Source organism: Actinomyces bouchesdurhonensis, from assembly GCF_963540955.1.
GTDB lineage: Bacteria > Actinomycetota > Actinomycetes > Actinomycetales > Actinomycetaceae > Pauljensenia > Pauljensenia bouchesdurhonensis.
The window spans coordinates 1-24,674 of record NZ_CAUTSL010000004.1 but is presented as its reverse complement, the minus strand read 5'-3'; the positions used below and the strand labels follow the sequence as shown (position 1 = coordinate 24,674).

Below are 24,674 nucleotides of genomic sequence, written 5' to 3'. Positions count from 1 at the left end.
TCACCTCGCCCCATTTCGGGCGCATTCCAGTAAGGATCACTTCGTGAGCAACGAAACCCCCGCCGAGATGACGACCGCGTCGCTGTCGGCGATGAAGCTGCCCGAGCTCAAAGCTCTGGCTGTGTCCCGAGGATTGAAGGGCATCTCCCAGCTTCGTAAGTCCCAGCTGATCGAGCTCCTGAGCAATGGTGCCGGTGCTCCGACCACACCCCATGCCGATACCCGTGAGGAGGTTCACGGCGTCGAGGAAACATCGTCAGTGGACCTCACCCTCGAGGAAAGCTCAACCCAGGCTCCGACCTCCACCGAGGGTCCACGCCGTTCGCGCCGCCGCCGCGCAGTCAGCCAGGGTGCCGTCGAACCCGCACACGTAACGCTCGACCTGCCGCTGCCTGCCGCTGATCGCACGGAACCTACCCCGGAGCCAGATGCGGGTGTCGTCGAAACCGTTCTTAACATTGAGCTGCCCGACGGTGACGACACTGAGGGACGCCGCCCCCGCCGCGAGCGTGGGAGGCGTTCGCGCCGCGACCGCGACGCCCGCGCAGAGGCACGTGAGAATCGCGAGGCACGCAACGAGTCTCGTCCTGCTCGCGGCGGTGAGGACAACCTCGCGCCGATTGCCGGCATTCTTGACATTCAGGAAAATCACGCCTTCGTGCGTACCTCGGGCTACTTACCTGGCCCCAACGATGTCTATGTGACACTGGGCAACGTGCGCCGCTGGGGCCTGCGCGGCGGTGACGCCGTCGCCGGGGCCGTTCGTCTGCCCCGCGAAGGTGAGCGTCAGCGCCAAAAGTACAACGCCCTCGTGCGCGTCGACTCCGTGAACGGCATGACGATCGAGCAAGCGCAGGCGCGCCGCGAATTCGGTAAGCTCACCCCGGTCTACCCTTCCGAACAGCTACGCATGGAGACCTCACCGAAGGCTTACACGCCGCGCGTCATCGACCTGGTCGCCCCCGTGGGCAAGGGGCAGCGTGGTCTCATCGTCTCGCCGCCTAAGGCCGGAAAGACCATGGTCATCCAGCAGATGGCCAAGGCCATCGAGCTGAATAACCCCGAGGTGCACCTCATGGTCGTCCTGGTGGACGAGCGCCCCGAAGAGGTCACCGACATGCGTTCGATCGTCAAGGGCGAGGTCATCGCCTCCACCTTCGACCGTCCTGCCTCCGACCATACAACCGTCGCCGAGCTTGCGATTGAGCGCGCCAAGCGCCTCGTCGAGCTTGGGCAGGACGTTGTCGTCCTCCTTGATTCGTTGACGCGTCTGTCGCGTGCCTACAACCTGGCTGCGCCCGCATCGGGTCGTATTCTCTCCGGTGGCGTCGACGCCTCGGCCCTGTACCCGCCTAAGAAGTTCTTTGGAGCGGCCCGAAACATTTCTGAAGGTGGCTCACTCACGATCATCGCATCCGCATTGGTGGAGACGGGTTCGAAGATGGACGAGGTCATCTTTGAGGAGTTCAAGGGAACTGGCAACATGGAACTGCGTCTGTCGCGTCAGCTCGCCGAACGCCGCATCTTCCCAGCCATCGACCTCAATGCGTCGGGTACCCGCCGCGAGGAACTCCTGTTCAAGCCTGAAGAGCTGCGCATCATGTGGAAGCTGCGCCGTGTTCTGGGTACGCTCGATCAACAGCAGGGTCTCGAACTGGTGCTCGACAAGCTCAAGGAGACCCAGTCGAACGCAGAGTTCCTCATGCTCATCCAAAAGACCACGCCCTCCGAGTGATCGGAGCGTAGGAGTCGGGGCGAGTGGCGAGAGCCGCTCGCCCCGTTTTCTGATGAGGTGCACCTGCTCATACCGGACAACTGATAAGGCCTGTGCCAGAATTGGCGCATGGTGAACACGACACCGAGTGTGGCCAGTACGCGGGTGGAACGGGGGACCTCGCGCCGATCATGGAGCGCTGCGCGTGGACTTCTGCGCCTCGTTGTAGGTCTCTTTCTCTTGCTGACGGCTCCCCTTCAGCTGGCAATCGCCATCTACGATCAGGTCCATCACGGGATGGGGGCGGCGGTTGACTGGCCGAATTGGCCCGGCTGGGTCATGGCGCTGTGCGGAATCGGCGTGCTGTGGAGCGGAGTCAGTCGGCGGCGCTCGGGGCGTCAGAAGATGACGACGATTGCGCAGACATGGGAATCCTTGGAAAAGCAGCGGGCGCAGGTCGAGCGCGTCTTCTCCGCGCTCGTCGGCGCCGGGCACTACGAGAGCGGACTGACGGCGCGCTATGAGTGCGCCCGAGCCGAACGCGTCAGGGTTGGCACTCGAATCGAGGAGTACAGGCCGCCGGGTTTCCTCGCGTCGCTCAGCGAGGCATCCGCAGGCGCGGGGGATGAGATTCTGTCTGAGATGACTCGCCTGGCGGACGCGGATACCGCGATCATGGCGGCGCACGACTTGTTCGCGTTCGCGCCCGGCTGGCGCGACGTGTGGGACAACGAGATTGGCCCGCTCATCGAAGACTTGGACGTCATCGATGACGTCGCAGACACCCTCGAAGCGATCGTCATGGACCCGCACCTTCTGAAGGAAATTGAGGCTTTCCGAGAGCGTGTGGGGGATGACAAGGACACGGTGATCAACCTTGGAGAACGCCTCGAGGGCAGGCAGCTCGATCCTGCCCAGGCGCTGGAAGAACTCGACCGGATAGCCAACGAGGCGCGAGGACGCACCGCCGAGTTCATCGAGGCGACTCTCGCCACCGATGCCTCGTCGCAGGGGCGCGCACGCTACGCGCGATGGAAGGGTGCGGGAATCAGCCTGACCGCGGCTAATGCGGAGTACGACAGGGCCTACTGGAGCGAGGAGGCAGACACTGACGTCGAGTACAATCCGGCAGCCACGATCCGACTGATCGCAAACTCCGCGGGCGTTGACCTGAACGGGCTGCCAGCCCCGGCGACCGGTGTTCTGACGGCTGGCCGCTCATCCATCTATCTGCTGCCGATGTATCTCGATCGATACCTGACTGGCGAGGTGGATGCGGCGGGCGATGGCTGGTCCTCGGACTGAGTGGTAGCGAGGGTCACTTGCGCCGTTGCTGTGTCTCGAAAACGCTTGTGCGACCGTGCGTGAACCTGACCGGCATGTCAGCGTAAAGGTATGACGTCTTCGACGTGCGATGCTCTGAACTCAGACCCTATGAGCCAGAATTCCCGGAATACTCGGATCGATGTACGCGGTCTTCTGCGTATCGTGCTGGGGGACATTCTTGTCCTCTTCACGCCCGCTTGGTTGGCGTGGCAGCATACGAATACTTGCAGCCTACCGCCTCGGCGACGAGCCTCGTCTCACCCGTTGTAGAGATCCGCGACGAAACCAGTAGCTTCCAGAGCGTCGATGGTCGCCCACTCAGCGCCGTCCTGGAGGGATCGGCTTCCTGCACCCCACCCGCCTCGTCGCCGCGTCCACGGACAACCTGACGGACGACAACGTGGATGAGGCGACGCTCAGGTATGCGCGCGAATCATCCCGAGTGGATTTCGCCCAACGGCTACAAATGGGCCGACGGCTACTTCATCCTCGCGGTGTCTCCCACGCATCGACACATCGGCACTACCTCGGTGAGGACATCGACCCGGCACTGTCGATCCAGAGCGAGATTCAGGACGCCGCGAAGGACGATTTCCGCGAGAACGCGAGTAAGGTTGCCGAGGAGTGGCAAGCCTTGGAGGGGCGCCGCGGCGAGGTCGAGCGCGCGTTCGTGGCTCTTCTCGAAGCCGGGGACTACACGACGGGGCTGTCCGCGCGTTACGCGTGTGCGCGCGCCGAATACGAGAGGGTGCGCTCCCGGATCGCGCAGACGCAATCGACGCACTTCCTGGGAACGATGAGCGCGCAGGCATCGGACGAAACGCAAGAGATCCTCACGGATCTGCACGCACTGGCGGACGTGGTGACGAGCGCGCTAGCGCTCGACACCTCAACGGAGGGTACGCAGCGGTATGCCAGGTGGCAGAGCCCCCGGCAGAACTCGTGAACGCAGCCGAGATGTTCTACAACGGCTCCTACCTCAGCCAGGGAGCCACGCACGAGTACAATCCCGCGTCGAGCACGTCGAGCGCGGACTGTGGTTCCTCCTCGGGTGGCTTCTCGGGTTCCCCTTCCTCCTCATCCTACTGACGGTCATCAAGGTGCTGTGTGGATGAGGGCGATGCATGCCAGAGTGGAGCCATGACGTCAGTGACAAACGCTCCGATGAATCGTGCCGCCACCCCCGGCGAGCTGTCGCCCAGCGCGCGCGGTTGTCTGCGCCTCGGAGCGTGCCGTCGCAAGCTTTCCCTCACTGATGGATGCCGATGCGTCGATGATGGCCGCGTGCGAGTTCTTCGATCGCGGTCACAACTGGCGGCGGGTATGGAACAACGAGGTGGGGGTCGTCTTTGAGGACATGACCGTTATTGAGACCATCACGGACTCCATCCAGTGGCGAAGCAGGGCGCCGATGGTGAGGACCATGGTTGCCTCCCTTGTCGAGTGGTTGGATGAGCAACGCCTGGCCGTGATCGACATCTCAGAGAGCCTCGATCGCGCAGCGATTACTCCCGCGCAGGCTCTGGACCACCTCGACGCCATCGCCGACGAGGCGAGGGTGCGTTTGGTGGAACTCATCGAGGCGGCTCTCGCCTCCGACACGTCGATGCTTGGGCGCAGACGCTACAAGCGCTGGCGCAATGGAGCAGGGGAAAAGCTGCGCACGAACGAGACTCGCTACATCGGCGCGTACCGTATCGCTGGCGTGACGTACTCCTACAATCCCGCCCAGGCGGTTCGCCTGACGGCAAACAGTGCGGGTATCGATCTTGCGGGAAGCGCGGCCCATTCCACCGCGCGTTTCGTGGCGTTCAACGCAGGTCTACGTGCCTCCCGCGTACCTCCACCGCTACCTCGTGTGGGATGGGATGTCGCGGTACGGATCCTTGCTCGCGACGTACCTGACGTCGGCGGCGAACATTGGTCCGCACAGGAGCGAGATCGCTTTGTAACCGAGGCCGGTGCCTCGTCGTCCAACAGGCGGGCAAGGGGGACGATGGTCAGGCTTCGCGCATTGCGGATCTCACGCGTACAGGTGAGTTCCATCGTTGAAGGCGATGAAGAGCTGTGACATAATGACGTGTCGGCTTACCGGTTCACCGGCATGTCCCAGGCGTTCGCGCGCGCTGGAGGGCGAGCCCCCGTCAGATACGGGGCACGCTGCATGTCCGGACCCGGGGCACTAAACGATCCAGGAGAATTCCATGCGAAAGGGCATCCACCCCGAATACGTGGACACCGTCGTAACCTGCACGTGCGGCAATTCGTTCCACACCCGTTCCACGATCACCTCCGGCGAGATGCGCGTGGACGTGTGCTCTGCCTGCCACCCGTTCTACACGGGCAAGCAGAAGATCCTCGACACCGGCGGTCGCGTCGCCAAGTTCGAGGCCCGCTACGGCAAGCGCGTGCGTCCCTCCAAGTGAGGGCGAGCGGATAGCTCGACGGCGGTGTCGTCGGCCTGAAGGCTGGCGGCACCGCCGCGTTTTTAACACTGTGTAGGCGAAGGATGTGGTGAATCGTGGCCGCGACTGATGAGCTGGGCGCTCTGGGGCCACTGCTGGAGGAATATGCGCAGGTCGAGGAGCAGATGGCCGATCCTGCGACCCTGACAAACCCACAGCTGATGCGTCGCGTGGGCAGACGATACGCCGAACTCGGTCGCATCAAGGCTGCCGCCGATCGCCTGAATATCGCGGCGGGGGACCTTGAGGCTGCGCGCGAGCTTGCCGCTGAGGATCGCTCATTTGCAGACGAAATCCCGGCCCTTGAGAAGGAAGAAACCGCTGCTCACGAGGAGCTCGTAAAGATTCTCGCGCCGCGCGATCCAGAGGACGCCATGGACGTCATCCTCGAAATTAAGGCTGGTGAAGGCGGTGAGGAGTCCGCGCTCTTCGCTGCCGACTTGGCGCGCATGTACGGGCGCTACGCGGAGGAGCATGGCTGGAGCGTCACCCAGATGAGTGCGACCCACACCGAGTTGGGTGGCTTCAAAGACATTACGTTGGCGATCCGCGCGAAGGGGACGCCCGCTCCCGATGAGGGCGTGTGGGCTCACTTGAAGTATGAGGGGGGCGTGCACCGCGTGCAAAGAGTACCCGTCACCGAGTCGCAGGGGCGCATCCACACGAGTGCCGTCGGTGTCTTCGTCATGCCTGAACTTGAAGACGATGATGACATCGTTATCGACCCGAACGATTTGCGCATTGACGTGTATCGATCAAGTGGCCCTGGAGGGCAGTCTGTCAACACGACGGACTCAGCTGTGCGTATCACTCACCTTCCCTCGGGTATCGTCGTGTCGATGCAAAACGAAAAGTCGCAGCTGCAGAATAAGGAAGCAGCCATGCGCGTGCTCGCCTCACGCCTCGCGGCCGAAGCGCGCGCGAAAAAGGAAGCTGAGGCTTCGGCTCAGCGCCTGTCCCAGGTACGCACCGTGGACCGATCGGAGCGCATCCGCACGTATAACTTCCCGGAGAACCGCATCGCTGATCACCGCACGGGCTTTAAAGCCCACAACCTTGACCAGGTTCTGTCGGGCGCGCTTGACGGCGTCATCGCGTCGCTGCAGGAAGCTGACGAAGCTGAACGCCTGGCGGCAGTGGCACACGCATGAGCGGGCAGAACGAGGGACAGTGGGGTCTGCACGAGGCCAGGGCCTGGGCGCGCGCTCGCCTGGGCGAGGCCGGGATTGACTCGGTGGATGCAGATACGCGTGAACTCCTCGAGTGGGCGTGCAATGCGTCTTCGCAGTGGGAACTACCGACCGCTCTCACGCAGCGTCAGTCCGAGGCGCTGCGGTCAGGTGTTCGCGAGCGCTCCCTGCGCATTCCCCTCCAGCATGTCACGGGCCGCATGTTCTTCCGTTCCCTGACGCTGCGTTCCATGCCCGGCGTGTTCGTTGTGCGTCCCGAGACCGAGATCTTGGCCGGTTTCGCCATCGAAGAGGCGTGCCGAGTCGTCGCAGATCGTGGCGAAGCGCGTGTCGTCGACCTGTGCACCGGCTCCGGTGCGATTGCCCTAGCAGTGGCTGCCGAGGCTCCCTGCACTGAGGTCTGGGCGGTCGAGAAGGAACCCGACCCCTTCGCCTTGGCGTGCCGCAACCGGGATCTCACCGGTTGTCATGACGTGCACTTAGAACGCGGCGATGCGACTGAACCCATTACCCTCGACTTCCTTGATGGCCTTGTCGATATTGTGGTCACCAACCCACCCTATGTTCCAGCTAACGAGATGCCCACACAGCCCGAGGCCTCAGCCGACCCGCACTGCGCCCTCTACGGTGGCAGTGCGGACGGGACACAGATTCCCAGCAAGATTATCCGACGCGCACTCACCCTCCTACGCCCGGGCGGCCTTTTGCTCATGGAGCACTCGCCCAGCCAAGCTGCTGTCCTGCGCGAACATGCCACCCGCGTCGGTATGGTTGACGTGTCCACCGCACCCGATATGACCGGACGGTTGCGCTTCCTGCGAGCACGCGCGCCTCAATGACGGGCACCGGACAATCTGACACAATGAGCCGTGATGAGTACTGAGACGATCCTACGAGCGATACCGTCGCTGAGCGCCGATGACCTGGCCGTGGCAAGCCGCGAACTGCGAAACGGTCGCCTCCTCGTCGTCCCCACGGACACCGTCTACGGTATCGGATGCGACGCCGCTAACCCCAGCGCCGTCGCCGATGTGCTCGCAGCAAAAGGTCGTGGCCGCCAGATGCCGCCCCCCGTCCTCGTCTCCTGCGCGAACGCACTCGACGACTTGTGCGTCGACGTTCCTGACTATGCGCGCGCTCTCGCACGCGCATTCTGGCCCGGTGGCTTGACCCTGATTCTGCGTGCACGCCCCGACCTCGGCTGGGACCTCGGTGAGACGGGTGGCACGATCGGGGTGCGTATGCCTGATCAGCCCGCTCTGCTCGCCCTCCTGCGCACGTTCGGCCCAATGGCCGTGACATCGGCGAACCTCACTGGAGAGCCGCCGGCCACGTCGATCACAGAAGCGGTGAGTTCCTTCGGCTCTTGTGTCGCCGCCTATCTGGATGCCGGACCGACCGAGAGCGCCACGGCCTCGTCCATCGTCGACTGTTCCCATGGCGCTCCCCGCATGATCCGCAGAGGAACCATCAGCCTTGAGGAGCTGACGAGCGCCGCTGGCTTATCAATCGTGGACGTGCAGGGGGCGCGTCCGTGAAGGTCTACCTGCTGCTGGCTGCCATCGCGATGGCACTCACGATCCTCCTGACACCCGTCGTTCGCTGGGGATGCCTGCGCTTCAACATTTTGCCTCCCCTACGAGGGCGCGACCTCCAAAAGAAACCGATCCCGCGTCTCGGTGGTGTCGCCATGACACTCGCCCTGATCATCACGATGGCGCTGGCCTCGCGTATTCCCTACATGGCACCGCTCTTTGAGGGAACCATTCCGTGGGCTGTCATGGCGGGGGCCGGAGCGATGTGCGTCCTCGGTATCGTCGATGACATCATCGAGCTGGACTGGATGGCCAAACTCGGCGGACAAGTCCTCATCGCGGGGGGCATGGCCTTCGGGGGCGTCCAACTCGCTTCGTTCCCGATCTTCGGTTTGACGCTAGGCTCATCACGTCTGTGGCTCTTCGTCTCCGTCTTTTTCATCGTTGGCATCATGAACGCCGTTAACTTCATTGACGGTCTCGATGGGTTGGCGTCGGGAATGATCGCCATCGGAGCAGGATCCTTCTTCATCTACTCGTACATTATTACCCGGCTGATGGGAGCCGTGTCATACGCGACGACCGCGAGCCTCACTGTCATCGCCCTGCTCGGCGTGTGCGCCGGCTTCCTCTGGTTCAACTTCCACCCGAGTTCCATCATGATGGGCGGGGGAGCGGAGACCATGGGCCTCGTCCTGGCGTCTGCTGGCATCATCGTCACCGGCAAGATTGATCCATCGCTGCTTGAAAGCCAGCAGAAACTCGTTTCCGCGTTGCCCCTGATCTTGCCGATGTCGGTCATCTTCATGCCCGTTCTTGACCTGGTCGTAACCTCTATCCGTCGTATGAGACGAGGCAAGAGTCCATTTGTAGCTGATCGGTCACACTTTCATGACCGTCTCCTCGTCGCCGGGCACTCTCACCGCGGTGTCGTTGCGATCTTGTGGATGTGGACCGCCATCGTGTGTATTCCGGCCGTCGGCCTCCTCGTCTTCGACTGGTGGGGTGTTGCCCTGGTCGCGATTATCGCCGCATCGATTGGTGTCGCCATCACGACCCGCGAATTCCCAAAGGAAGACGCAACCGCACAGGAGCACAACGCATGACCTTAATCCTCGCACTCATCATGGTTGTCCTGATCGGTGGGGCCCAATGGTTCTTCACCTCGCGTGCCCTGCGATCACCCGCCCATTTCGTCGGCTGGGTGAGCGGCGGATACGCGGCAAAGATCGCTCTGCTCGTCACTGGGCTCTATGTGCCCCGAGTCCTCGGAGTGGACGTACGTATGGCCGCTATCGCCACGATCATCGCGATAATTGTGTCCTCGACCGTGGAGATGGGCGTCATGATGCGAAGGCGCACCATGAACGTCGATCCTCGCCCCGACGACGAGTAGTTGTTGCAGGTGCCGTGGGTCCACGGTCTGTATAGAATGGAATGTGTTGCTAGCACAGCGAACACCCCACTGGAGTTCAGACGAAGGAGGCACGTTCCGTGTCCAATAACGCGCCCGCTCGCACCGCCGCAGCGTCCAAGCCGCGTTGGTATTGGGTGAGTCTCGCGATCCTACTCCTCGTCATCGGCGCGACCGCCTATCCGGCGTTTACTCAGCATCCCCACCAGCCCGCTCTGAAGGATTTTTTTCCATCGGTAATCTTTGGAGAGGGAACGTTCTTCGAATTCAACCGACTGACGCTGGCCCGCGTCATCATGGGGTTCCTCGTGTGCATCGTGCTCGTTGCCGTTGCGCGTAAGCCGAAGCTCGTGCCTTCGCGCGGTCAGATGGCCGTTGAAGCCGTCGCCGGGTACATCCGCGACAACGTCGCTCTCGACATGCTCGGACCAACGACCGGACGCAAGTTCTCCGGCTTCGTCGGCTTCCTGTTCTTTGGTGTCCTTGCCATGAACATCGCTGGCGTTATTCCAGGCATCAACATCGCGGCATCCTCCGTGGTGGCAGTCCCCATGGTCTTCGCGATCATCACCTACGTAACCTTCATCGGTGCGGGTATCGCTAAGCAGGGCGTCGAGAGATTCTTCGCTGCCCAGCTTTTCCCGCCCGGGCTGCCCGTGCCAATGTACTTGCTGATCACGCCGATCGAGTTCCTCTCCAACTTCATCGTTCGACCCGTAACGTTGACGCTGCGACTCCTGTGCAACATGATCTCCGGTCACCTCCTGCTGGGCATGACCTACTTCGGCACAGCGATGCTGTTGCACGAGCTTTCCGTCCTGAGTGCTGCCTCCGCTCTGACCGGTGCCGCTGTCTTCATCATGACTGGCTTCGAAGTTTTCGTGGCCTTCCTGCAGGCCTACATTTTCACGATCCTGTCGACCGTGTACATCAAGCTTTCCATCGAACACCACTGACCCCTAACGCCACCCGGCGTTACTAACAGAAGGAAACCACTATGGGAACCGCTGCATTCGCCTACATCGGCTACGGCCTCGCCACCCTGGGCCCCGGCCTCGGTATTGGCCTGATGGTCGGCAAGACCCAGGAAGCGACTGCCCGCCAGCCTGAGGTTGCCGGTCGTCTCTTCACCAACATGATCATCGGCGCCGGCATGGTCGAGGCCCTCGGCCTCATCGGCTTCGTTCTGCCGCTCATCGTTAAGTGATCGCCATGTACCAGATTGTCGCCGCTGCGGACCAGGAGGTCGGCGGACTCGCCGTTATCCTGCCGCCGCTGTACGAGATTTTCTGGTCGGCTGTTGTTCTGCTCATCGTCCTGCTTCTCGTTGGACGCTACGCGCTTCCTCGCATCTACAAGACGATGGACGAGCGCGCTGCGGCGATCGAGGAGGGGCTTGGCGCCGCTGAGCAAGCGAAGGCTGACCAGGCAGCCGCTGCGCGCGAACGCGAGGAGATCATTCGCCAGGCACATGCCGAGGCACACACGATTCGAGAGCGGGCCAACGACGAAGCGAAAGCCATCGTGGCCGCCGCTCGCAACGAGGCCACCGGCGAAGCAAACCGCATCCTGGAGGGTGCGCAGCGCCAGGTTCTGGCCGAGAAGCAGGCTGCGCAGATCTCTCTGCGTTCCGAGGTGGGCCTGCTCGCCTCCGAGCTCGCCGAGAAGATCATCGGGGAGCAGCTTAAAGACACGGCCCTGACCTCTCGTGTGGTCGATCGTTTCCTCGACGAACTCGAGGCCGATAACGCGCTGGTCGAGGAGAAGCGATGACGCAGGTGCGCACGATCGAGTCCGTCCCGTTTGCATCCGACCTTGCGGCGGCCCTCGCCGTCCCGGGCGTCGATGCGATGCGGGTCGCCGAAGACTTCTTCGGTTTGGCCGACCTGTTCAAAGAGAACGCCCGCCTCGGACGTGCGCTGACCGACCCGGCGCGGACAACCGCTGACAAGCAGGCCCTCGCCGCACAGGCATTCTCCCCGCATATCACGAGCGCGACCATGTCCGTCATCAATGTCGTCGTGGCACACCATTGGCGTCACCCCGCTGACGTTACCGACGCACTCGAAGTCCTCGGTATCCTCGGCGTGCTGAACGCGGCTGGCGCTCACGACGACCTCGACCTGGTTCGTGAGGAGTTATTCCAGGTGCGCTACTTCTTGGCCCACAACCGCGAGGTGCGTGTGCGCCTCTCAGACAAGGCCAAGGGCAACTCCCACGAGCGCGGCGATATTGCGACCGCACTCTTCGGATCGCGTGTCAGCGCATGGACGATGCGCCTCGTTCGCCGAGCTGTCGGTCGATCGAACCACGGTCGTCTGCTGCACAACCTTCGCCGGTACGCGCAGTGGGCGGCGACCATGCAGGACCGCCTCTTCGTCACTGTTGCCACGGCTTCGCCGATGAGCCAAGCCCAGGTTGAGCGCCTGCGGGACATTCTGACCAAACGCTACGGCGTCACTGTCGACCTGGCGATCTCCGTCGATCCCGATATTATCGGGGGTTTCCGCCTGCGCGCAGGGATGACCGCCATCGATGCGTCGCTTGCCTCCAGGCTCAGCGCCGCACGGGACGCGATCGCTAGTTAGCGCCCCTCGTACACCACATTCATCATTTTTCTTAGTTAGGAATCCTCATGGCTGACCTCAGCATCTCCCCGGAGGAAATCCGCGGAGCACTGGACTCCTTCATGGAGTCCTACCGTCCGGCGGACGTGGCCACCGAAGAGGTGGGGCACGTCATCGAAACAGCCGATGGTATCGCTCACGTCGAGGGCCTGCCCGGCACCATGGCGAACGAACTGCTGCGTTTCGAGGACGGGACGCTAGGTCTGGCCATGAACCTGGACCAGCGCGAGATTGGCGCCGTCATCCTCGGCGATTTCGGAGGTATCGAAGAAGGACAGGTCGTCCACCGAACGGGCGAGGTTCTCTCCGTGCCGGTCGGTGACGGGTACCTCGGTCGCACGGTCGATCCCCTCGGTCGGCCCATCGACGGCCTCGGCGACATCACCAATCTGGAAGGACGCCGCGCGCTCGAGCTGCAGGCCCCTGGCGTCATGATGCGTAAGAGCGTCCACGAGCCCCTCGCCACCGGCCTGAAGGCCATCGACTCGATGATCCCGGTTGGTCGCGGCCAGCGTCAGCTCATCATCGGTGACCGTAAAACCGGTAAGACCGCCATCGCCTTGGATACGATCCTGAACCAGCGCGAGAACTGGAAGAGCGGCGACCCGAACAAGCAGGTGCGCTGCATCTACGTTGCCATCGGCCAGAAGGGGTCGACGATCGCATCCGTGCGCTCGACGCTTCAGGACGCCGGCGCGATGGAATACACGACAATCGTGGCATCCCCGGCCTCGGACCCCGCCGGTTACAAGTACATGGCCCCGTACACGGGTTCCGCCATCGGTCAGCACTGGATGTATCAGGGCAAGCACGTCCTCATCGTCTTCGATGACCTCTCGAAGCAGGCCGAGGCCTACCGCGCGGTGTCGCTGCTGCTGCGCCGTCCGCCGGGGCGCGAGGCCTACCCGGGCGACGTTTTCTATCTGCACTCGCGTCTACTGGAGCGCTGCGCGAAGCTGTCGGATGCCCTCGGCGGTGGCTCGATGACGGGCCTGCCGATCATCGAGACGAAGGCGAACGACGTGTCGGCCTACATCCCGACCAATGTCATTTCGATCACCGACGGCCAAATCTTCCTCCAATCGGACCTGTTCAACGCGAACCAGCGCCCCGCAGTCGATGTCGGTATTTCGGTGTCACGCGTCGGTGGTGCCGCGCAGCCTAAGGCCATGAAGAAGGTCGCCGGCACACTCAAGCTCACGCTCGCCCAGTACCGTTCGATGGCCGCCTTTGCCATGTTTGCCTCCGATCTGGATGCTGCAACCCGCCGCCAGCTGACCCGCGGCGAGCGCCTCATGGAGCTGCTCAAGCAGCCCCAGTCCACGCCGTACGCGCTGGAGGACCAGGTCGCGTCGATCTGGATGGGTACGAAGGGCTACCTCGACGACATTGAGGTCTCGGACGTGCTGCGCTTCGAGCGTGGCCTGCTCGATCACCTGCACGCCAACTCGACGGTTCTAGACACTATCGCAGCGAGTGGTGACCTGACCTCCGAGACGGAGGAAGCGCTGAAGGATGCCGTCGAGGAATTCCACCGTCAATGGCTGAGCGCCGGCCGCGGTGTGGACGACCTTGAAGACGGCCAGGTCGAGGCAGAGCGCACCCGCGAGGAAATTTCGCGCGGTCGCACGAACGAGAAGGCCTAAACGATGGGCGGACAGCAGAGGATCTACAAGCAGCGTATCGCCTCGACGACGACGCTCGCGAAGGTCTTCCGCGCCATGGAGATGATCGCTGCGTCTCGCATTGGCGCGGCGCGGCGCGCTGCCACCGAGGCGGGTCCCTACGAAAAGGCACTCACCCAGGCGGTCGCGGCGGTCGCGGTCCACACAGACCTCGACCATCCGCTGACGGAGGAACGCGAGGATACCAAGCGCGTCGCCGTCCTGGTCGTCGCCTCGGACCGCGGTATGGCCGGCGCCTACTCGGCGACCATCCTACGTGAGTCGGAGAAGCTCATTAGCGACCTGAAGGCTGAGGGACGCGAACCCGTCCTCTACACCTTCGGGCGCAGGGCTTCGGCGTATTTCCGTTTCCGTGGCGTGGTTATCGAACGCGAGTGGGAGGGCGAATCGGATTCGCCGAGTCCCGACACATCGCGCGACATTTCTCGCGTCTTGCTTGAACGATTCTTGGACACGGACCCCTCCACCGGCGTCGGCGAGCTTCATCTCGTCTACACGCGTTTCAAGACGGTCATGAGTCAGGTTCCCGAGGTACGCCAGATGCTGCCGCTCACGGTTGTGGATACCCCCGAGTCCGACGAGGAGCGCACGGTCGAACGCGGCTACGCCGATGATCCGGCCTCGGCGCTGCCCGAGTACGAGTTCATTCCCTCGCCCGAGGCAGTCCTGGACACGCTGCTGCCCCTCTACGTCGAGGCACGCATCCACAACGTCCTGCTTCAGTCGGCGGCGTCCGAACTCGCGTCGCGCCAGCGCGCCATGCACACGGCGACGGACAACGCCCAGGAACTCATCACGAAGTACACACGTCTGGCGAACTCGGCCCGCCAGGCGGAAATCACCCAGGAAATCACCGAAATCGTGGGCGGGGCCGACGCTCTGGGCGCGAGCTGAGCCCTTCGAGACACGGAGTAACACAATGACTGATACACCTGCAATCGCCGAGGGACGCGTCGCCCGCGTCGTCGGCCCTGTCGTCGATGTCGAGTTTCCCCCGGACCGCATCCCGCCCCTGTACAACGCGCTGACCGTCGAGGTTAACCTCGCCGGTCAGGGAGAGGGCGAGTCGAGCTTCACGATGACCCTCGAGGTCGCCCAGCACCTCGGCGATAACCTTGTTCGCGCAATTGCTTTGAAGCCTACGGACGGCTTGGTTCGCGGCGCCCCCGTCACCGACACCGGTGCACCCATCTCCGTTCCCGTCGGTGACGTGACCAAGGGCCACGTCTTCAACGTGACCGGCGATGTGCTCAACCTCGAAGAGGGCGAGACCCTTGAGATCACCGAGCGTTGGCCTATTCACCGCCAGCCACCGGCTTTCGATCAGCTCGAGGCACGCACCAAGATGTTCGAGACCGGTATCAAGGTGATCGACCTGTTGACCCCCTACGTGCAGGGCGGGAAGATCGGCCTGTTCGGTGGCGCAGGCGTCGGCAAGACGGTCCTCATCCAGGAGATGATCCAGCGCGTGGCCCAGGACCACGGAGGCGTCTCCGTGTTCGCTGGCGTCGGCGAGCGTACTCGTGAGGGTAACGATCTGATCGGTGAGATGGAAGAGGCTGGCGTCTTCGATAAGACCGCTCTCGTCTTTGGCCAAATGGATGAGCCGCCGGGGACGCGTCTGCGCATCGCCCTGACCGGCCTGACGATGGCGGAGTACTTCCGCGATGTTCAGCACCAGGACGTGCTGCTGTTCATCGACAACATCTTCCGCTTCACTCAGGCGGGATCCGAGGTGTCCACGCTGCTGGGTCGAATGCCTTCGGCCGTGGGTTACCAGCCGAACCTGGCTGACGAGATGGGGCAACTCCAGGAGCGCATCACCTCCGCCGGTGGCCACTCGATCACCTCCCTGCAGGCGATCTACGTGCCCGCCGACGACTACACCGACCCTGCGCCGGCGACGACCTTCGCACACCTGGACGCGACGACCGAGCTCTCCCGAGAGATTGCGGCTAAGGGTATTTACCCGGCCGTGGACCCCCTGGCCTCGTCCTCTCGTATTCTCGATCCGGCCTTGGTTGGACGCGAGCATTACGACGTTGCCACGCACGTCAAGGCGATTCTGCAGAAGAACAAGGAACTGCAGGACATCATCGCGATCCTCGGCGTGGACGAACTGAGTGAGGACGATAAGGTTACGGTCGCACGCGCGCGCCGTATCGAGCAGTTCCTCTCGCAGAACATGTACATGGCCGAGAAGTTCACGGGAGTGCCCGGCTCTACCGTGCCCTTGTCGGAAACCATCGAGGCGTTCAAGCGTATCGCCGAAGGTCACTATGACGATGTTCCCGAGCAGGCGTTCTACAACTGCGGTGGCATCGACGACCTGGAGCGCAACGCCCACGAACTGGCCAAGGAAGCCTGATGGCATCGAGCAAGTCCTTGCAGGTGGAGGTCGTCTCTCACGAGGGACGACTGTGGCACGGAGCGGCACTGTCCGTGCGGATTCCGACGGTGGATGGCGCCCTGGGCATCCTGCCGGGGCGGCAGCCGCTGCTCGCGCAGTTGGGCGAGGGAACAGTCACGGTGACTCGCGCGGACGAGGTCGTATCCTTCGAGGTCAATGGGGGATTCGCCTCAGTTGACTTCGACTTTGTCACGCTTGTCGCTGATCGCGCTACAGTGGCAGCACAATAAGTTGACGCAACGCGAGGAGGACCTCATGAACCTGACGCATTTTTCGATCTGGTGTGTGGTTCTCCTGGTGTGTGTTGGGGTGATCCTGTGGGCGTACATGAATGTGCGCGCCCGCAGGATCACGTCGCGTTTGGGCGCGTTTCGGTGTTGGTCGCGCCCCGACCATCACTCGGGTTGGACGGCCGGGATAGGCGTGTACGGGGTCGAGGAACTCTCGTGGTATCGGTTAGTTGGCCTCACGTTCACGCCCGTCTATACGATTCCTCGGCGTGGGATGGAGGTCTCCGCTCCGATCTCGCACACCGCCGACGGGGCGATGGTCGAGGTGCGCTTGGCCTATGGTGAGCATCGTTACGAGGTGGCCGTGGAACGCCTGACATATAACGGGTTAGTGTCCTGGGTGGAGTCGGGTCCTCCGCGCCGCCCGTGAGCGGGATTGGTAAGCTCACGGAGTGCGTATTGTTATTGCCTCTTGCACCGTTGATTATTCCGGTCGTCTGAGCGCCCACCTTGACGCCGCCAAGCGCGTCATCATGCTCAAGGGTGACGGCTCGGTTCTCATTCATTCCGAGGGTGGCTCCTACAAGCCGCTCAACTGGATGACGGCGCCGTGCACGGTCTCCGTTGGTGATCCTTCCGAGGACGAGGAGGGCGTGGAGGCCGTGTGGACGGTGCAGGCCGATAAGACGGATGACAAGCTGATCATCCGCATTCACGAGGTGATCGCGGACGTCAGCGAGGACCTGGGTGTGGACCCCGGCCTCGTGAAGGACGGAGTGGAGGCGCACCTGCAAGAGCTACTGGCCGAGCAGGTTCCGCAGATCCTCGGAGAGGGCTGGGAATTGGTGCGCCGGGAGTATCCGACGCCCGTGGGCCCCGTGGATCTCATGGTGCGCGACGCCGACGGCAATCACGTGGCGATCGAGGTCAAGCGTCGCGGCGGCATCGACGGCGTCGAACAGCTGACGCGCTACCTGTCGCTGCTGGGGCGCGACGCGCTCTTGGGTGACGTGACGGGTATCTTCGCCGCGCAGGAGATCACGAAGCAGGCGCGCACCCTCGCGGAGGATCGCGGGATCCGCTGCGTCATCCTGGATTATGACGCGATGCGAGGTTTTGATGACCCCGAGTCGCGTCTGTTCTGATGGTGTTATCTGCGCGGGTCAGCCTGGGGAGAATCGTCGCCCAAGGACTCGTCTCCGCGACCGCTTCGCGCTCACCGCTGGATGCCGTTGAGAATCTGGCGGCGCTGCAAGGCCAGCAGGCCAGCGCGATCCCGTGGGCGATCGGTGTGCGCTGCCAGGGCGCGTCGCGCGCTGACATTGAGGATTCGTTTGCGCGTGGGGAGTTGGTTCGTTCCTGGCCGATGCGCGGCACCGTGCACGTGACGAGCGCTCGTGACCACCACTGGCTGCGTCGCTTGCTGCGCCATCGACGTGCGGCGTGGGAACGCCAGGCGAACGCCCTCGGCCTCGATGATGCTACTGTCGAGCGCGCGGCTCAGGTGGCGTGCGAGCTGGCGGAGGCGTCGCCGATGGGGGTGAGCCGCGGGGAGCTGGTTGAGGCGTGGGCGCGCAGCGGGATCGACACTGTGACGGCCTCTTCCTCCGGGGCGGGCCTGCGTCGTCGCCACCTCGTGATGCGCCTGCACGTGGACGGGCTGGTGACCTCGGGCCCCGTGCGCGGCGGGGAGCATCTGATCGTTGACGCTCGACCGCTGCCCGGAGCCCCGGGAGTGGCGAAGGGGGAGCCGGGGCACGAGGAGGCCCTCGCTGTCCTGGCAGCGCGCTACGCCTGGGGACACGGTCCTATCGGCGAGGCCGACTTAGCCAGGTGGACCGGGTTGACTGTGACGGAGGCGCGTCGGGCGATGGACGGCGCGCGCGAGGCGGGGGAGAGCATGGGCTTTCCCCTGGCAGAGTTCGACGGCGCTTTGGCACGCGCAGACCTCGCGGACCTCGTAGAGGAGAACCGTGCCGAGGCCGAAGCGATGTTCGCGTTGCCCTCGTTCGACGAGCTGCACGTTGGGTACAAGGACCGCTCCTGCCTGACTGACGAGGCGGTTGAGGCCCTGATCTGCCCGGCGAAAAACGGCATGTTTCGTCCGATCATCGTCGAGGGCGGTCGAGTGGTGGGAGTGCGGGCTCCTGGGCATCAGGTCGTGATGGCCGCAGGATGCCAGTCCTTGCAGCAATTGGCGCGTTGCGCGTTCATCGAATGGGAGAAATGGTTGTCTGAGACACAGCGATGACGTGTCAGGTGTGCCACAATGAGGGGCATGACTGTTTCAGTGCTGCGCGGTCGTCTGGTCCTGGAAGATTCCATCGTTGAGGATGGAATTATTGAGATCGACGGCCCGACCATTACTCGTGTGTGTCCCGTGTCAGATTATGAGGTTGAGGCGCCAGAAGCCACCGATTCGACCTTCCTGCCCGGCCTCGTCGATGTGCATTGCCACGGTGGTGGAGGGGAATCCTTCCCCAATGCTGAAAGTGCCGAGGCTGCGCTTGTGGCTGTCATGGAGCATCGCCGCCACGGGACGACCACCCTTGTTGCTTCCTGCGTGACCGCCTCTGCGCGGGTGCTGCGCGCTCGCGCGAAGACCCTCGCGGAGCTGGCGAAGGCAGACGAGATTGCCGGCATTCACTTCGAAGGTCCCTTCGTGTCCCACGAGCGCTGCGGTGCCCAGGATCCGACCTTTATCATCGATCCCGACACGGAGTTGACGCGCACGCTCCTGCAGGACTGCGAGGGATATGCGCTCTCGATGACGCTTGCTCCCGAGAAACCGAATGCCTATGGGCCGGGTTCGGTCGCCGAGGCATTGATCGCGGGGGGAGCGATTCCCTCGTGGGGGCACACCGACTCGAACTCAATAAAGGCCCGCGAGGCACTGGCATACTCACGCGAGCGTTTCTCCCAGGTGGTGACTAAGCGTGGACCCCGCGCGACGATCACGCACCTCTTCAATGGCATGCGTCCTCTGCACCACCGTGATACGGGTCCTATCGCCGAATTCCTTTCCGATGCGGCCCGCGGTGGCGCGGTCGCGGAACTCATCTGTGACTCGATCCACGTCGATCCGACTCTTGTACGCGATGTCTATGAGATGGTGGGGCGCGAGCACGTCGTCTTCATTACTGACGCAATGGCAGCCGCTGGCATGGCCGACGGCCAGTACACGCTGGGACCGCAAGATGTTGTCGTGAAGGACGGCGTGGCGCGCCTGGCACAGGGCAATGCGATCGCTGGCGGTACCGCACACCTGATGGACTGCGTGCGCGTAGCAGTCACCCATGGTGGTATCCCCCTCGTCGATGCCGTGTACATGGCGTCCATGCAGGGTGCCACGATCCTGGGAGATCGTACAGTCGGCTCGCTTGCACCCGGTAAGAAGGCCGACATTGTTGAGGTGAGTGGGGATCTGAACGTGCGCCGCGTGTGGCGCCGTGGCACTGTGGTTGAGTGAGAGGTAAACGGAGCAAAAAACGACCGTGGGGCCAGGCGCGTCCGCTGCAGATGGACCGCCTCGCCTCCGTGCCGCGCACCGAGTGCGGCCCGGATGGGATCGATTACCAGGTTCGTCACCTACCCCGTGCGGCGAAGGAATATACGTGTCCGGCGTGCCTGCGTCCGATCCCTCGGGGCACAGCGCACGTCGTTGCCTGGCCACAGGAGGCTCCCTACGGTTTGCCTCAGGGCGTGGAAGGGCGTCGCCACTGGCATTCGGAGTGTTGGCGTCGGAGGCTTCGACCACTGTGACAAGAGATGTGATGCATCACTGCCCCGCCTGCGAATGTGCCTGTTCACACGGTTTGCACGTAGAGTGGGGGCTGAAGAATGCCCGCTGTGTGGGCGTTGGACCTGAGGAGCAACCGTGGAACTCTTGAAGCGATACGTGGCGGCATCGTCGATGGGCGCTGTCGCACTCGTATGCGTCCTTATCGGGCTGCTTGGCGTGACCGTGCTACGGCCGCCGACGCAGCAGGTCTCGTCGGTGGACTCTGCGACAGACCTGATTATGACGCGTGACAACGTGTTGTCGATCGTCAAGGATGACGTTACGGTGACCGCGACATCGAAGTCGGGTGCCCCGGTGACGCTCGTCATCGGCACGTCGCAGGATGCGAAAGGCTGGATCGGGAACGCCGCCTACACCGAGGTCATCGGTGTGGAGGCGGACCGCAATAAGCTCAAAGCGGAATCACACGAGGCGAACGGTACCGGCATGGTGAACACGCAGGCGCCCGCTCAGAAGTCAGCCCAGTCGGGCGCGCAGGCGGACGTTCAGTCCGGTGCCCAGCCCATCGCAGATCCGACGTCGGCTCAGCTGACTGATGAGCTGGCCAAGTCGCCTATGTGGTTCAAGCAGGAAAGCGGCACGGGTAGCGTGGCTATCGATTTGGAGAACGTTCCCAGTGGTCGTTCCGCGGTGGCGGCCTCCGCTGGAGGCCCCGGCGACTTGACACTGACGCTGACATGGAAGATCGAGCAGACGAACATGCTCGCGATTATCGCTTTCCTCGCGGCCTGTGTCTTTGCTCTCATCGCCCTCGCGATGTTCCTGACCCGCTGGCAGCTGTTGCGTTTGCGTAAGATTCGTGCAGCTCGCATCGAGGAACGCCGCAAGGCCGACTCACTGGAGACCTCGTCGATCAACACCGCAGAGGTTGCCGAGCGCATGGCTGCCGCTCGCGATTCTTCTTCCACTTCTGCACCCGAACCCGTCACTGAGGAAGCCGCCGTTGACGACGTCGGAGTGCAGGGAAGCGACGAGGAGCCGGTTGCGGAACAAGCAGAGACAGACGATGAAGAAGCAGCTGCGCCCGCGTGGGGTGCCGCAGTTTTCGCAGCGACGTCCGGTGAAACGAACGAACCGAGTGCAGACGAAACTGCCATTCGTGAGGCTCTCACACAAGAACCTGTACACCAGACGGTCATTCGTGAATCCATCGTGGGCATCCCAGCACCGGACCATAGCGCCGCGTTGGCTCAGGACGAGTATGTTCCCGACCCGATGACCGACACTTTTGAACGCCGAGGACGCCACGGCCTCGACAATGGCCCCATCGATCAGGACCCGCCCGAGCGCGCTACAAGTGACACGGGTGTCATCGACTTGTCTGGCATTCGTGGCGGTCGAACCCTGCCGTCGCGCCGCGCCTTGCGTGAAGCGCGCAACAAGGGTGAGGAGGTCGTGGTTGTTGACGGGCAGGAGTTCAATACCGGCCTGATTCCGATCACTCGCCCACGCAACGCAGCCGAGCAGACTCCTACGCCTATGGCACCCACCTCCGCCCCCGACGACGACGCATCAGCGACCGGCGGGTGGACCTCGATCATGTCCGGTTGGCTCAAGGACCGCCAGGGAGGAAAACAATGAAACGACGAACCCTTGCGGCCGCAGCGGCCCTCGTTCTCATGACGTCCACGCTCGGCCTGAGCGCCTGCTCCAAAGAACTTGTTGCCCAATCCGGCTCCGACGCGCAGAGCACCGCTAACCTCGATCTTGAGCGCATCTCATCCGTCCTAGATGATGTCGGCAGCGCGATGGCGAGCGCCGATGCATCGCAGAACGGCGCCGATCTGGGCGATAAAGTGACGAATGGGGCCCTGGAAACGAGGACCGCGCAGTACGCGTTGGCCACCGCCACCGGGCAGGCTCCTCTGACCCTCGATTTCACACCAGCGTCCCTAGCGATCACGAACTCCGACTCGTGGCCGCGCGCGATCTTCAATATTTCCGCGTCCACCAAAACAGCTCTGCCTGTTGTGCAGGTGTACGTACAGGATTCGGCCCGTTCGGACTACAAGCTGACGAACTTTGCGCGTCTGCTGGGTGGAACCCAGCTGACCCTTCCTCCCGTCGGAACCGGCTCCGCTTACGTGACCGGCGACTCCGAGGGGTTTACCGTCAGCCCCGACACTGCTCTCGCGCAGTACATCACGATGCTGAATTCCGGCACACAGGACACGAGTCAGTTCGTGGCCGATGAGTTTACGAAGCAGACCCTCCAGCAGGTCACCGATTTGAACTCGTCGGTCAGCGCTGCTGGCTCCGTGACGATGGCGGCGTCCGCGACTGATTATCCAATCTCCGGGCTGGTCCTGCAGGACGGCTCCGCGCTGGTGGCCGCGAACGTTGCGTACACGCTCACCTACCAGCGCACGGTCGCGGGTTCCACAATGAACCTGGGAGGCGCGACCGCCTCGCTAAGTAAGGACGGCACGACAGTCGAGGGCACGGCAACGGTCGACTACATCGAGACCGTCATCATGCGAATCCCTTCCCAGAAGGCGGGCGGCAACGTTCAGATCGTTGGTGGAGATCGCGCCATCGTGAAGGTTGCGCTCGATTCCTCGTCGAGTCCGGGCTGATTTTCACCCGTAGCGCACACGTCGTCCCCGCGCCCTGTGGCGCGGGGACGACGCATATTATCGTTATGGACACTCAACGCGATCCGGAGAGGACACTCATGAACACGCCAGACCCACGCAAAGCTACCCCAGCTGCGCCCGTCGTTCCCGCCGACTCTTACGGTGCTTATGACCTCGCGGAACGCGCGAGCCTGCCTGCCAACGACGAGCAGACGCCCGCGACGGGGGAGGGACTCCACATCCCGCTCATTACATCCGCGGACGAGGCCGGTTTCCAGGACGTCATGTCAACGTCCCAGGCGGTGCCGGTCATCCTGGCTCTGTGGTCGTCTCGCTCACTTGAATCGAAGCCGACGCTGGCGATGCTTGAAGAGATAACGCGTGAGCATGCGGGTGCCTTCCAGCTCGTCGAGGTGGACATCGACAAGGCTCCAGCGATCGCACAGGCCTTCCAGATTCAGGCAGTGCCCACAGTCGTCGCTCTTGTCGGAGGGCGACCTGTGCCCCTCTTCCAGGGCAGCGCAGGTAAAGATCAGGTTGCTCCCGTCATTTCCCAGATTCTTGAGGCTGGAGCCCAGATGGGCCTCACCGCTCGGATCGCCGTGGCCGCGCAAGACACCGTCGCTCCGATCCCTCCCGAGCACGAGGCACCGTTAGCAGCCGAGGAAGAGGGACGCCTAGACGAAGCGATCACCCTGTGGGAGCGGGTCGTGGAACTCAATCCGCGCGACGAGGACGCGAAGTCTCATCTGTCTCGCGTGCGCTTCGCTGCACGCGCCTACGGGGAGTCCGATGCGAGTGATCCGGCAGCCCGCGCCGATGCGCTCTTCGCCGCCGGCGATGCCACCGGAGCATTCGACGTACTGCTCGAACTCCTCGCAGGCACCACGAACGCCGAAGAACGAGACGCGCTGCGCGTGCGTCTCCTCGACCTTTTCCGCGTCGCCGGCTCATCCCCCGAGGTGTCCAAGGCGCGCACGCGCCTAGCGATGCTCCTTATGTGACGGTGCACGAAGCGGCTCCTAGCCGTACTGCATTTCAGCTGCACCACAAGAGAACCGAGGCCGGAGTAGGAATCCCTACCCCGGTCTCGTCATATCAGCTCATGCGGCAACGCCTCTCGGCATTCTAAAGAACGAGTTATAGGACAAAACGTGTTGGTCGCGGCTCGGTCCCCTGGCATTGTTGCCGGAGGCATCGGTGGCGCTGGCGTGCTCGCGCCGCCGATGGGGGTTGGCCGTGACGTGCGCTTGCGTCGTCCGTCATTGTGCTTGCGTGCTTGCATCGCCGATGGGAGGCATCCCATCGGAGGGTTCCACGTGATCGGGAGGATTGCACCCGTTAGGGAGGATTGCACGTGATCCGTTGGGGTTGGATCTTCCCGATCGGGTGTTTCGCCTCATCGGCAACAAGCGTCGCCTGGGAGCTGGCCGCCCGTGCCCCGGCCCCGTTTCTGTCGGCGACGCCGTTCGGACATTAGCGGCGCCTCGCCTTACACGCGCCCGTGCGGCAGGGTCCCGTCGGCGACTCCTTACCGGTGTTTATCGGCACCCCGCCGGGCAGTCCTGCACCAGTGAGGGAGCATAACACCAGTGAGGGAGCATGACACCGGGGGTAGTGGTGGGGGTTTTGCAGGGGCGTGTTTAATTGTCTGTGTATCCGTCTTTTTGTTTGAAAGGATTGATGCATGATGAATGATG

27 protein-coding genes are annotated in these 24,674 nt (G+C 63.1%); all 27 read left to right on the top strand.

From position 1 onward, the window contains the following. Window positions 1-43: 43 nt before the first annotated feature. The 27 genes from rho to RYL44_RS01175 all read left to right on the top strand — a co-directional run bounded on the left by rho (window position 44) and on the right by RYL44_RS01175 (window position 23,978). Window positions 44-1,735 carry a transcription termination factor Rho gene (gene rho, locus RYL44_RS01305; protein ID WP_314974846.1) on the top strand — a complete coding sequence of 564 codons (1,692 nt, stop codon included), beginning with the start codon at window positions 44-46 and terminating at the stop codon, window positions 1,733-1,735. Window positions 1,736-1,843: 108 nt separating this feature from the next. Next, window positions 1,844-3,019, top strand: coding sequence for a DUF5129 domain-containing protein (locus RYL44_RS01300; RefSeq protein WP_314974845.1), 1,176 nt, complete (start codon window positions 1,844-1,846; stop codon window positions 3,017-3,019). Window positions 3,020-3,444: 425 nt separating this feature from the next. Next, window positions 3,445-3,840, top strand: coding sequence for a DUF5129 domain-containing protein (locus RYL44_RS01295; RefSeq protein ID WP_314974844.1), 396 nt, complete (start codon window positions 3,445-3,447; stop codon window positions 3,838-3,840). A 118-nt stretch (window positions 3,841-3,958) separates the two neighbouring features. Then, window positions 3,959-4,129, top strand: a complete 171-nt coding sequence (locus RYL44_RS01290; protein ID WP_314974843.1) for a hypothetical protein — start codon at window positions 3,959-3,961, stop codon at window positions 4,127-4,129. Window positions 4,130-4,295: 166 nt separating this feature from the next. Continuing rightward, a complete protein-coding gene (locus RYL44_RS01285; protein WP_314974842.1) occupies window positions 4,296-5,111 on the top strand; it encodes a DUF5129 domain-containing protein in 816 nt (271 codons plus the stop codon). A 133-nt stretch (window positions 5,112-5,244) separates the two neighbouring features. Further along, the gene (gene rpmE, locus RYL44_RS01280) at window positions 5,245-5,466 is read left to right on the top strand and encodes a 50S ribosomal protein L31 (protein ID WP_009055255.1); all 222 of its coding nucleotides are present in this window, start codon (window positions 5,245-5,247) and stop codon (window positions 5,464-5,466) included. Window positions 5,467-5,561: 95 nt separating this feature from the next. Next, window positions 5,562-6,656: a peptide chain release factor 1 gene (gene prfA, locus RYL44_RS01275; protein ID WP_314974841.1), complete on the top strand. Its 1,095-nt coding sequence runs from the start codon at window positions 5,562-5,564 to the stop codon at window positions 6,654-6,656. Continuing rightward, complete coding sequence (locus RYL44_RS01270; RefSeq protein ID WP_073983109.1) at window positions 6,653-7,534, top strand: N5-glutamine methyltransferase family protein; 882 nt, start codon at window positions 6,653-6,655, stop codon at window positions 7,532-7,534. The genes prfA and RYL44_RS01270 overlap by 4 nt, the downstream gene beginning before the upstream one ends. A gap of 33 nt (window positions 7,535-7,567) precedes the next feature. Then, window positions 7,568-8,233, top strand: coding sequence for an L-threonylcarbamoyladenylate synthase (locus tag RYL44_RS01265; protein WP_314974840.1), 666 nt, complete (start codon window positions 7,568-7,570; stop codon window positions 8,231-8,233). After that, a complete protein-coding gene (locus tag RYL44_RS01260; RefSeq protein ID WP_314768593.1) occupies window positions 8,230-9,336 on the top strand; it encodes an MraY family glycosyltransferase in 1,107 nt (368 codons plus the stop codon). Before RYL44_RS01265 ends, RYL44_RS01260 begins: the two co-directional genes overlap by 4 nt. Beyond that, window positions 9,333-9,626, top strand: a complete 294-nt coding sequence (locus RYL44_RS01255) for a hypothetical protein (RefSeq protein WP_314768591.1) — start codon at window positions 9,333-9,335, stop codon at window positions 9,624-9,626. The genes RYL44_RS01260 and RYL44_RS01255 overlap by 4 nt, the downstream gene beginning before the upstream one ends. 98 nt (window positions 9,627-9,724) lie before the next feature. After that, window positions 9,725-10,600, top strand: a complete 876-nt coding sequence (gene atpB / locus RYL44_RS01250; protein ID WP_314974839.1) for a F0F1 ATP synthase subunit A — start codon at window positions 9,725-9,727, stop codon at window positions 10,598-10,600. A 41-nt stretch (window positions 10,601-10,641) separates the two neighbouring features. Then, a complete protein-coding gene (gene atpE, locus RYL44_RS01245) occupies window positions 10,642-10,851 on the top strand; it encodes an ATP synthase F0 subunit C (protein ID WP_003792932.1) in 210 nt (69 codons plus the stop codon). A 5-nt stretch (window positions 10,852-10,856) separates the two neighbouring features. Further along, window positions 10,857-11,417 carry a F0F1 ATP synthase subunit B gene (atpF, locus tag RYL44_RS01240; protein ID WP_073983114.1) on the top strand — a complete coding sequence of 187 codons (561 nt, stop codon included), beginning with the start codon at window positions 10,857-10,859 and terminating at the stop codon, window positions 11,415-11,417. Further along, window positions 11,414-12,232 carry a F0F1 ATP synthase subunit delta gene (locus RYL44_RS01235; RefSeq protein WP_314974838.1) on the top strand — a complete coding sequence of 273 codons (819 nt, stop codon included), beginning with the start codon at window positions 11,414-11,416 and terminating at the stop codon, window positions 12,230-12,232. The genes atpF and RYL44_RS01235 overlap by 4 nt, the downstream gene beginning before the upstream one ends. Before the next feature lie 47 nt (window positions 12,233-12,279). Continuing rightward, the gene (gene atpA, locus RYL44_RS01230) at window positions 12,280-13,917 is read left to right on the top strand and encodes a F0F1 ATP synthase subunit alpha (RefSeq protein WP_073983116.1); all 1,638 of its coding nucleotides are present in this window, start codon (window positions 12,280-12,282) and stop codon (window positions 13,915-13,917) included. Window positions 13,918-13,920: 3 nt separating this feature from the next. Then, window positions 13,921-14,850, top strand: coding sequence for a F0F1 ATP synthase subunit gamma (locus RYL44_RS01225; RefSeq protein WP_276740667.1), 930 nt, complete (start codon window positions 13,921-13,923; stop codon window positions 14,848-14,850). Window positions 14,851-14,875: 25 nt separating this feature from the next. Continuing rightward, window positions 14,876-16,324, top strand: a complete 1,449-nt coding sequence (gene atpD / locus RYL44_RS01220) for a F0F1 ATP synthase subunit beta (RefSeq protein ID WP_073983118.1) — start codon at window positions 14,876-14,878, stop codon at window positions 16,322-16,324. Next, on the top strand, window positions 16,324-16,596 hold the full coding sequence (locus RYL44_RS01215; RefSeq protein ID WP_314805942.1) for a F0F1 ATP synthase subunit epsilon: 273 nt from the start codon (window positions 16,324-16,326) through the stop codon (window positions 16,594-16,596). The genes atpD and RYL44_RS01215 overlap by 1 nt, the downstream gene beginning before the upstream one ends. Window positions 16,597-16,621: 25 nt before the next feature. Further along, window positions 16,622-17,026 (top strand): DUF2550 family protein, encoded by a 405-nt coding sequence (locus tag RYL44_RS01210; protein ID WP_073983120.1) that lies wholly within the window; start codon window positions 16,622-16,624, stop codon window positions 17,024-17,026. Between the two features lie 22 nt (window positions 17,027-17,048). After that, window positions 17,049-17,741 carry an endonuclease NucS gene (gene nucS / locus RYL44_RS01205; protein ID WP_314974837.1) on the top strand — a complete coding sequence of 231 codons (693 nt, stop codon included), beginning with the start codon at window positions 17,049-17,051 and terminating at the stop codon, window positions 17,739-17,741. Beyond that, window positions 17,741-18,847 (top strand): winged helix DNA-binding domain-containing protein, encoded by a 1,107-nt coding sequence (locus tag RYL44_RS01200; RefSeq protein WP_314974836.1) that lies wholly within the window; start codon window positions 17,741-17,743, stop codon window positions 18,845-18,847. Before nucS ends, RYL44_RS01200 begins: the two co-directional genes overlap by 1 nt. Before the next feature lie 27 nt (window positions 18,848-18,874). Continuing rightward, on the top strand, window positions 18,875-20,065 hold the full coding sequence (locus RYL44_RS01195; RefSeq protein ID WP_314974835.1) for an N-acetylglucosamine-6-phosphate deacetylase: 1,191 nt from the start codon (window positions 18,875-18,877) through the stop codon (window positions 20,063-20,065). Window positions 20,066-20,115: 50 nt separating this feature from the next. Next, the gene (locus RYL44_RS01190) at window positions 20,116-20,358 is read left to right on the top strand and encodes a hypothetical protein (RefSeq protein ID WP_314974868.1); all 243 of its coding nucleotides are present in this window, start codon (window positions 20,116-20,118) and stop codon (window positions 20,356-20,358) included. Window positions 20,359-20,509: 151 nt separating this feature from the next. After that, window positions 20,510-21,979 carry a hypothetical protein gene (locus RYL44_RS01185; RefSeq protein ID WP_314974867.1) on the top strand — a complete coding sequence of 490 codons (1,470 nt, stop codon included), beginning with the start codon at window positions 20,510-20,512 and terminating at the stop codon, window positions 21,977-21,979. Beyond that, window positions 21,976-22,974: a hypothetical protein gene (locus tag RYL44_RS01180; protein ID WP_314769909.1), complete on the top strand. Its 999-nt coding sequence runs from the start codon at window positions 21,976-21,978 to the stop codon at window positions 22,972-22,974. The genes RYL44_RS01185 and RYL44_RS01180 overlap by 4 nt, the downstream gene beginning before the upstream one ends. A gap of 98 nt (window positions 22,975-23,072) precedes the next feature. Then, window positions 23,073-23,978, top strand: coding sequence for a tetratricopeptide repeat protein (locus RYL44_RS01175; protein ID WP_314974866.1), 906 nt, complete (start codon window positions 23,073-23,075; stop codon window positions 23,976-23,978). The last annotated feature ends 696 nt before the right edge of the window (window positions 23,979-24,674 follow it).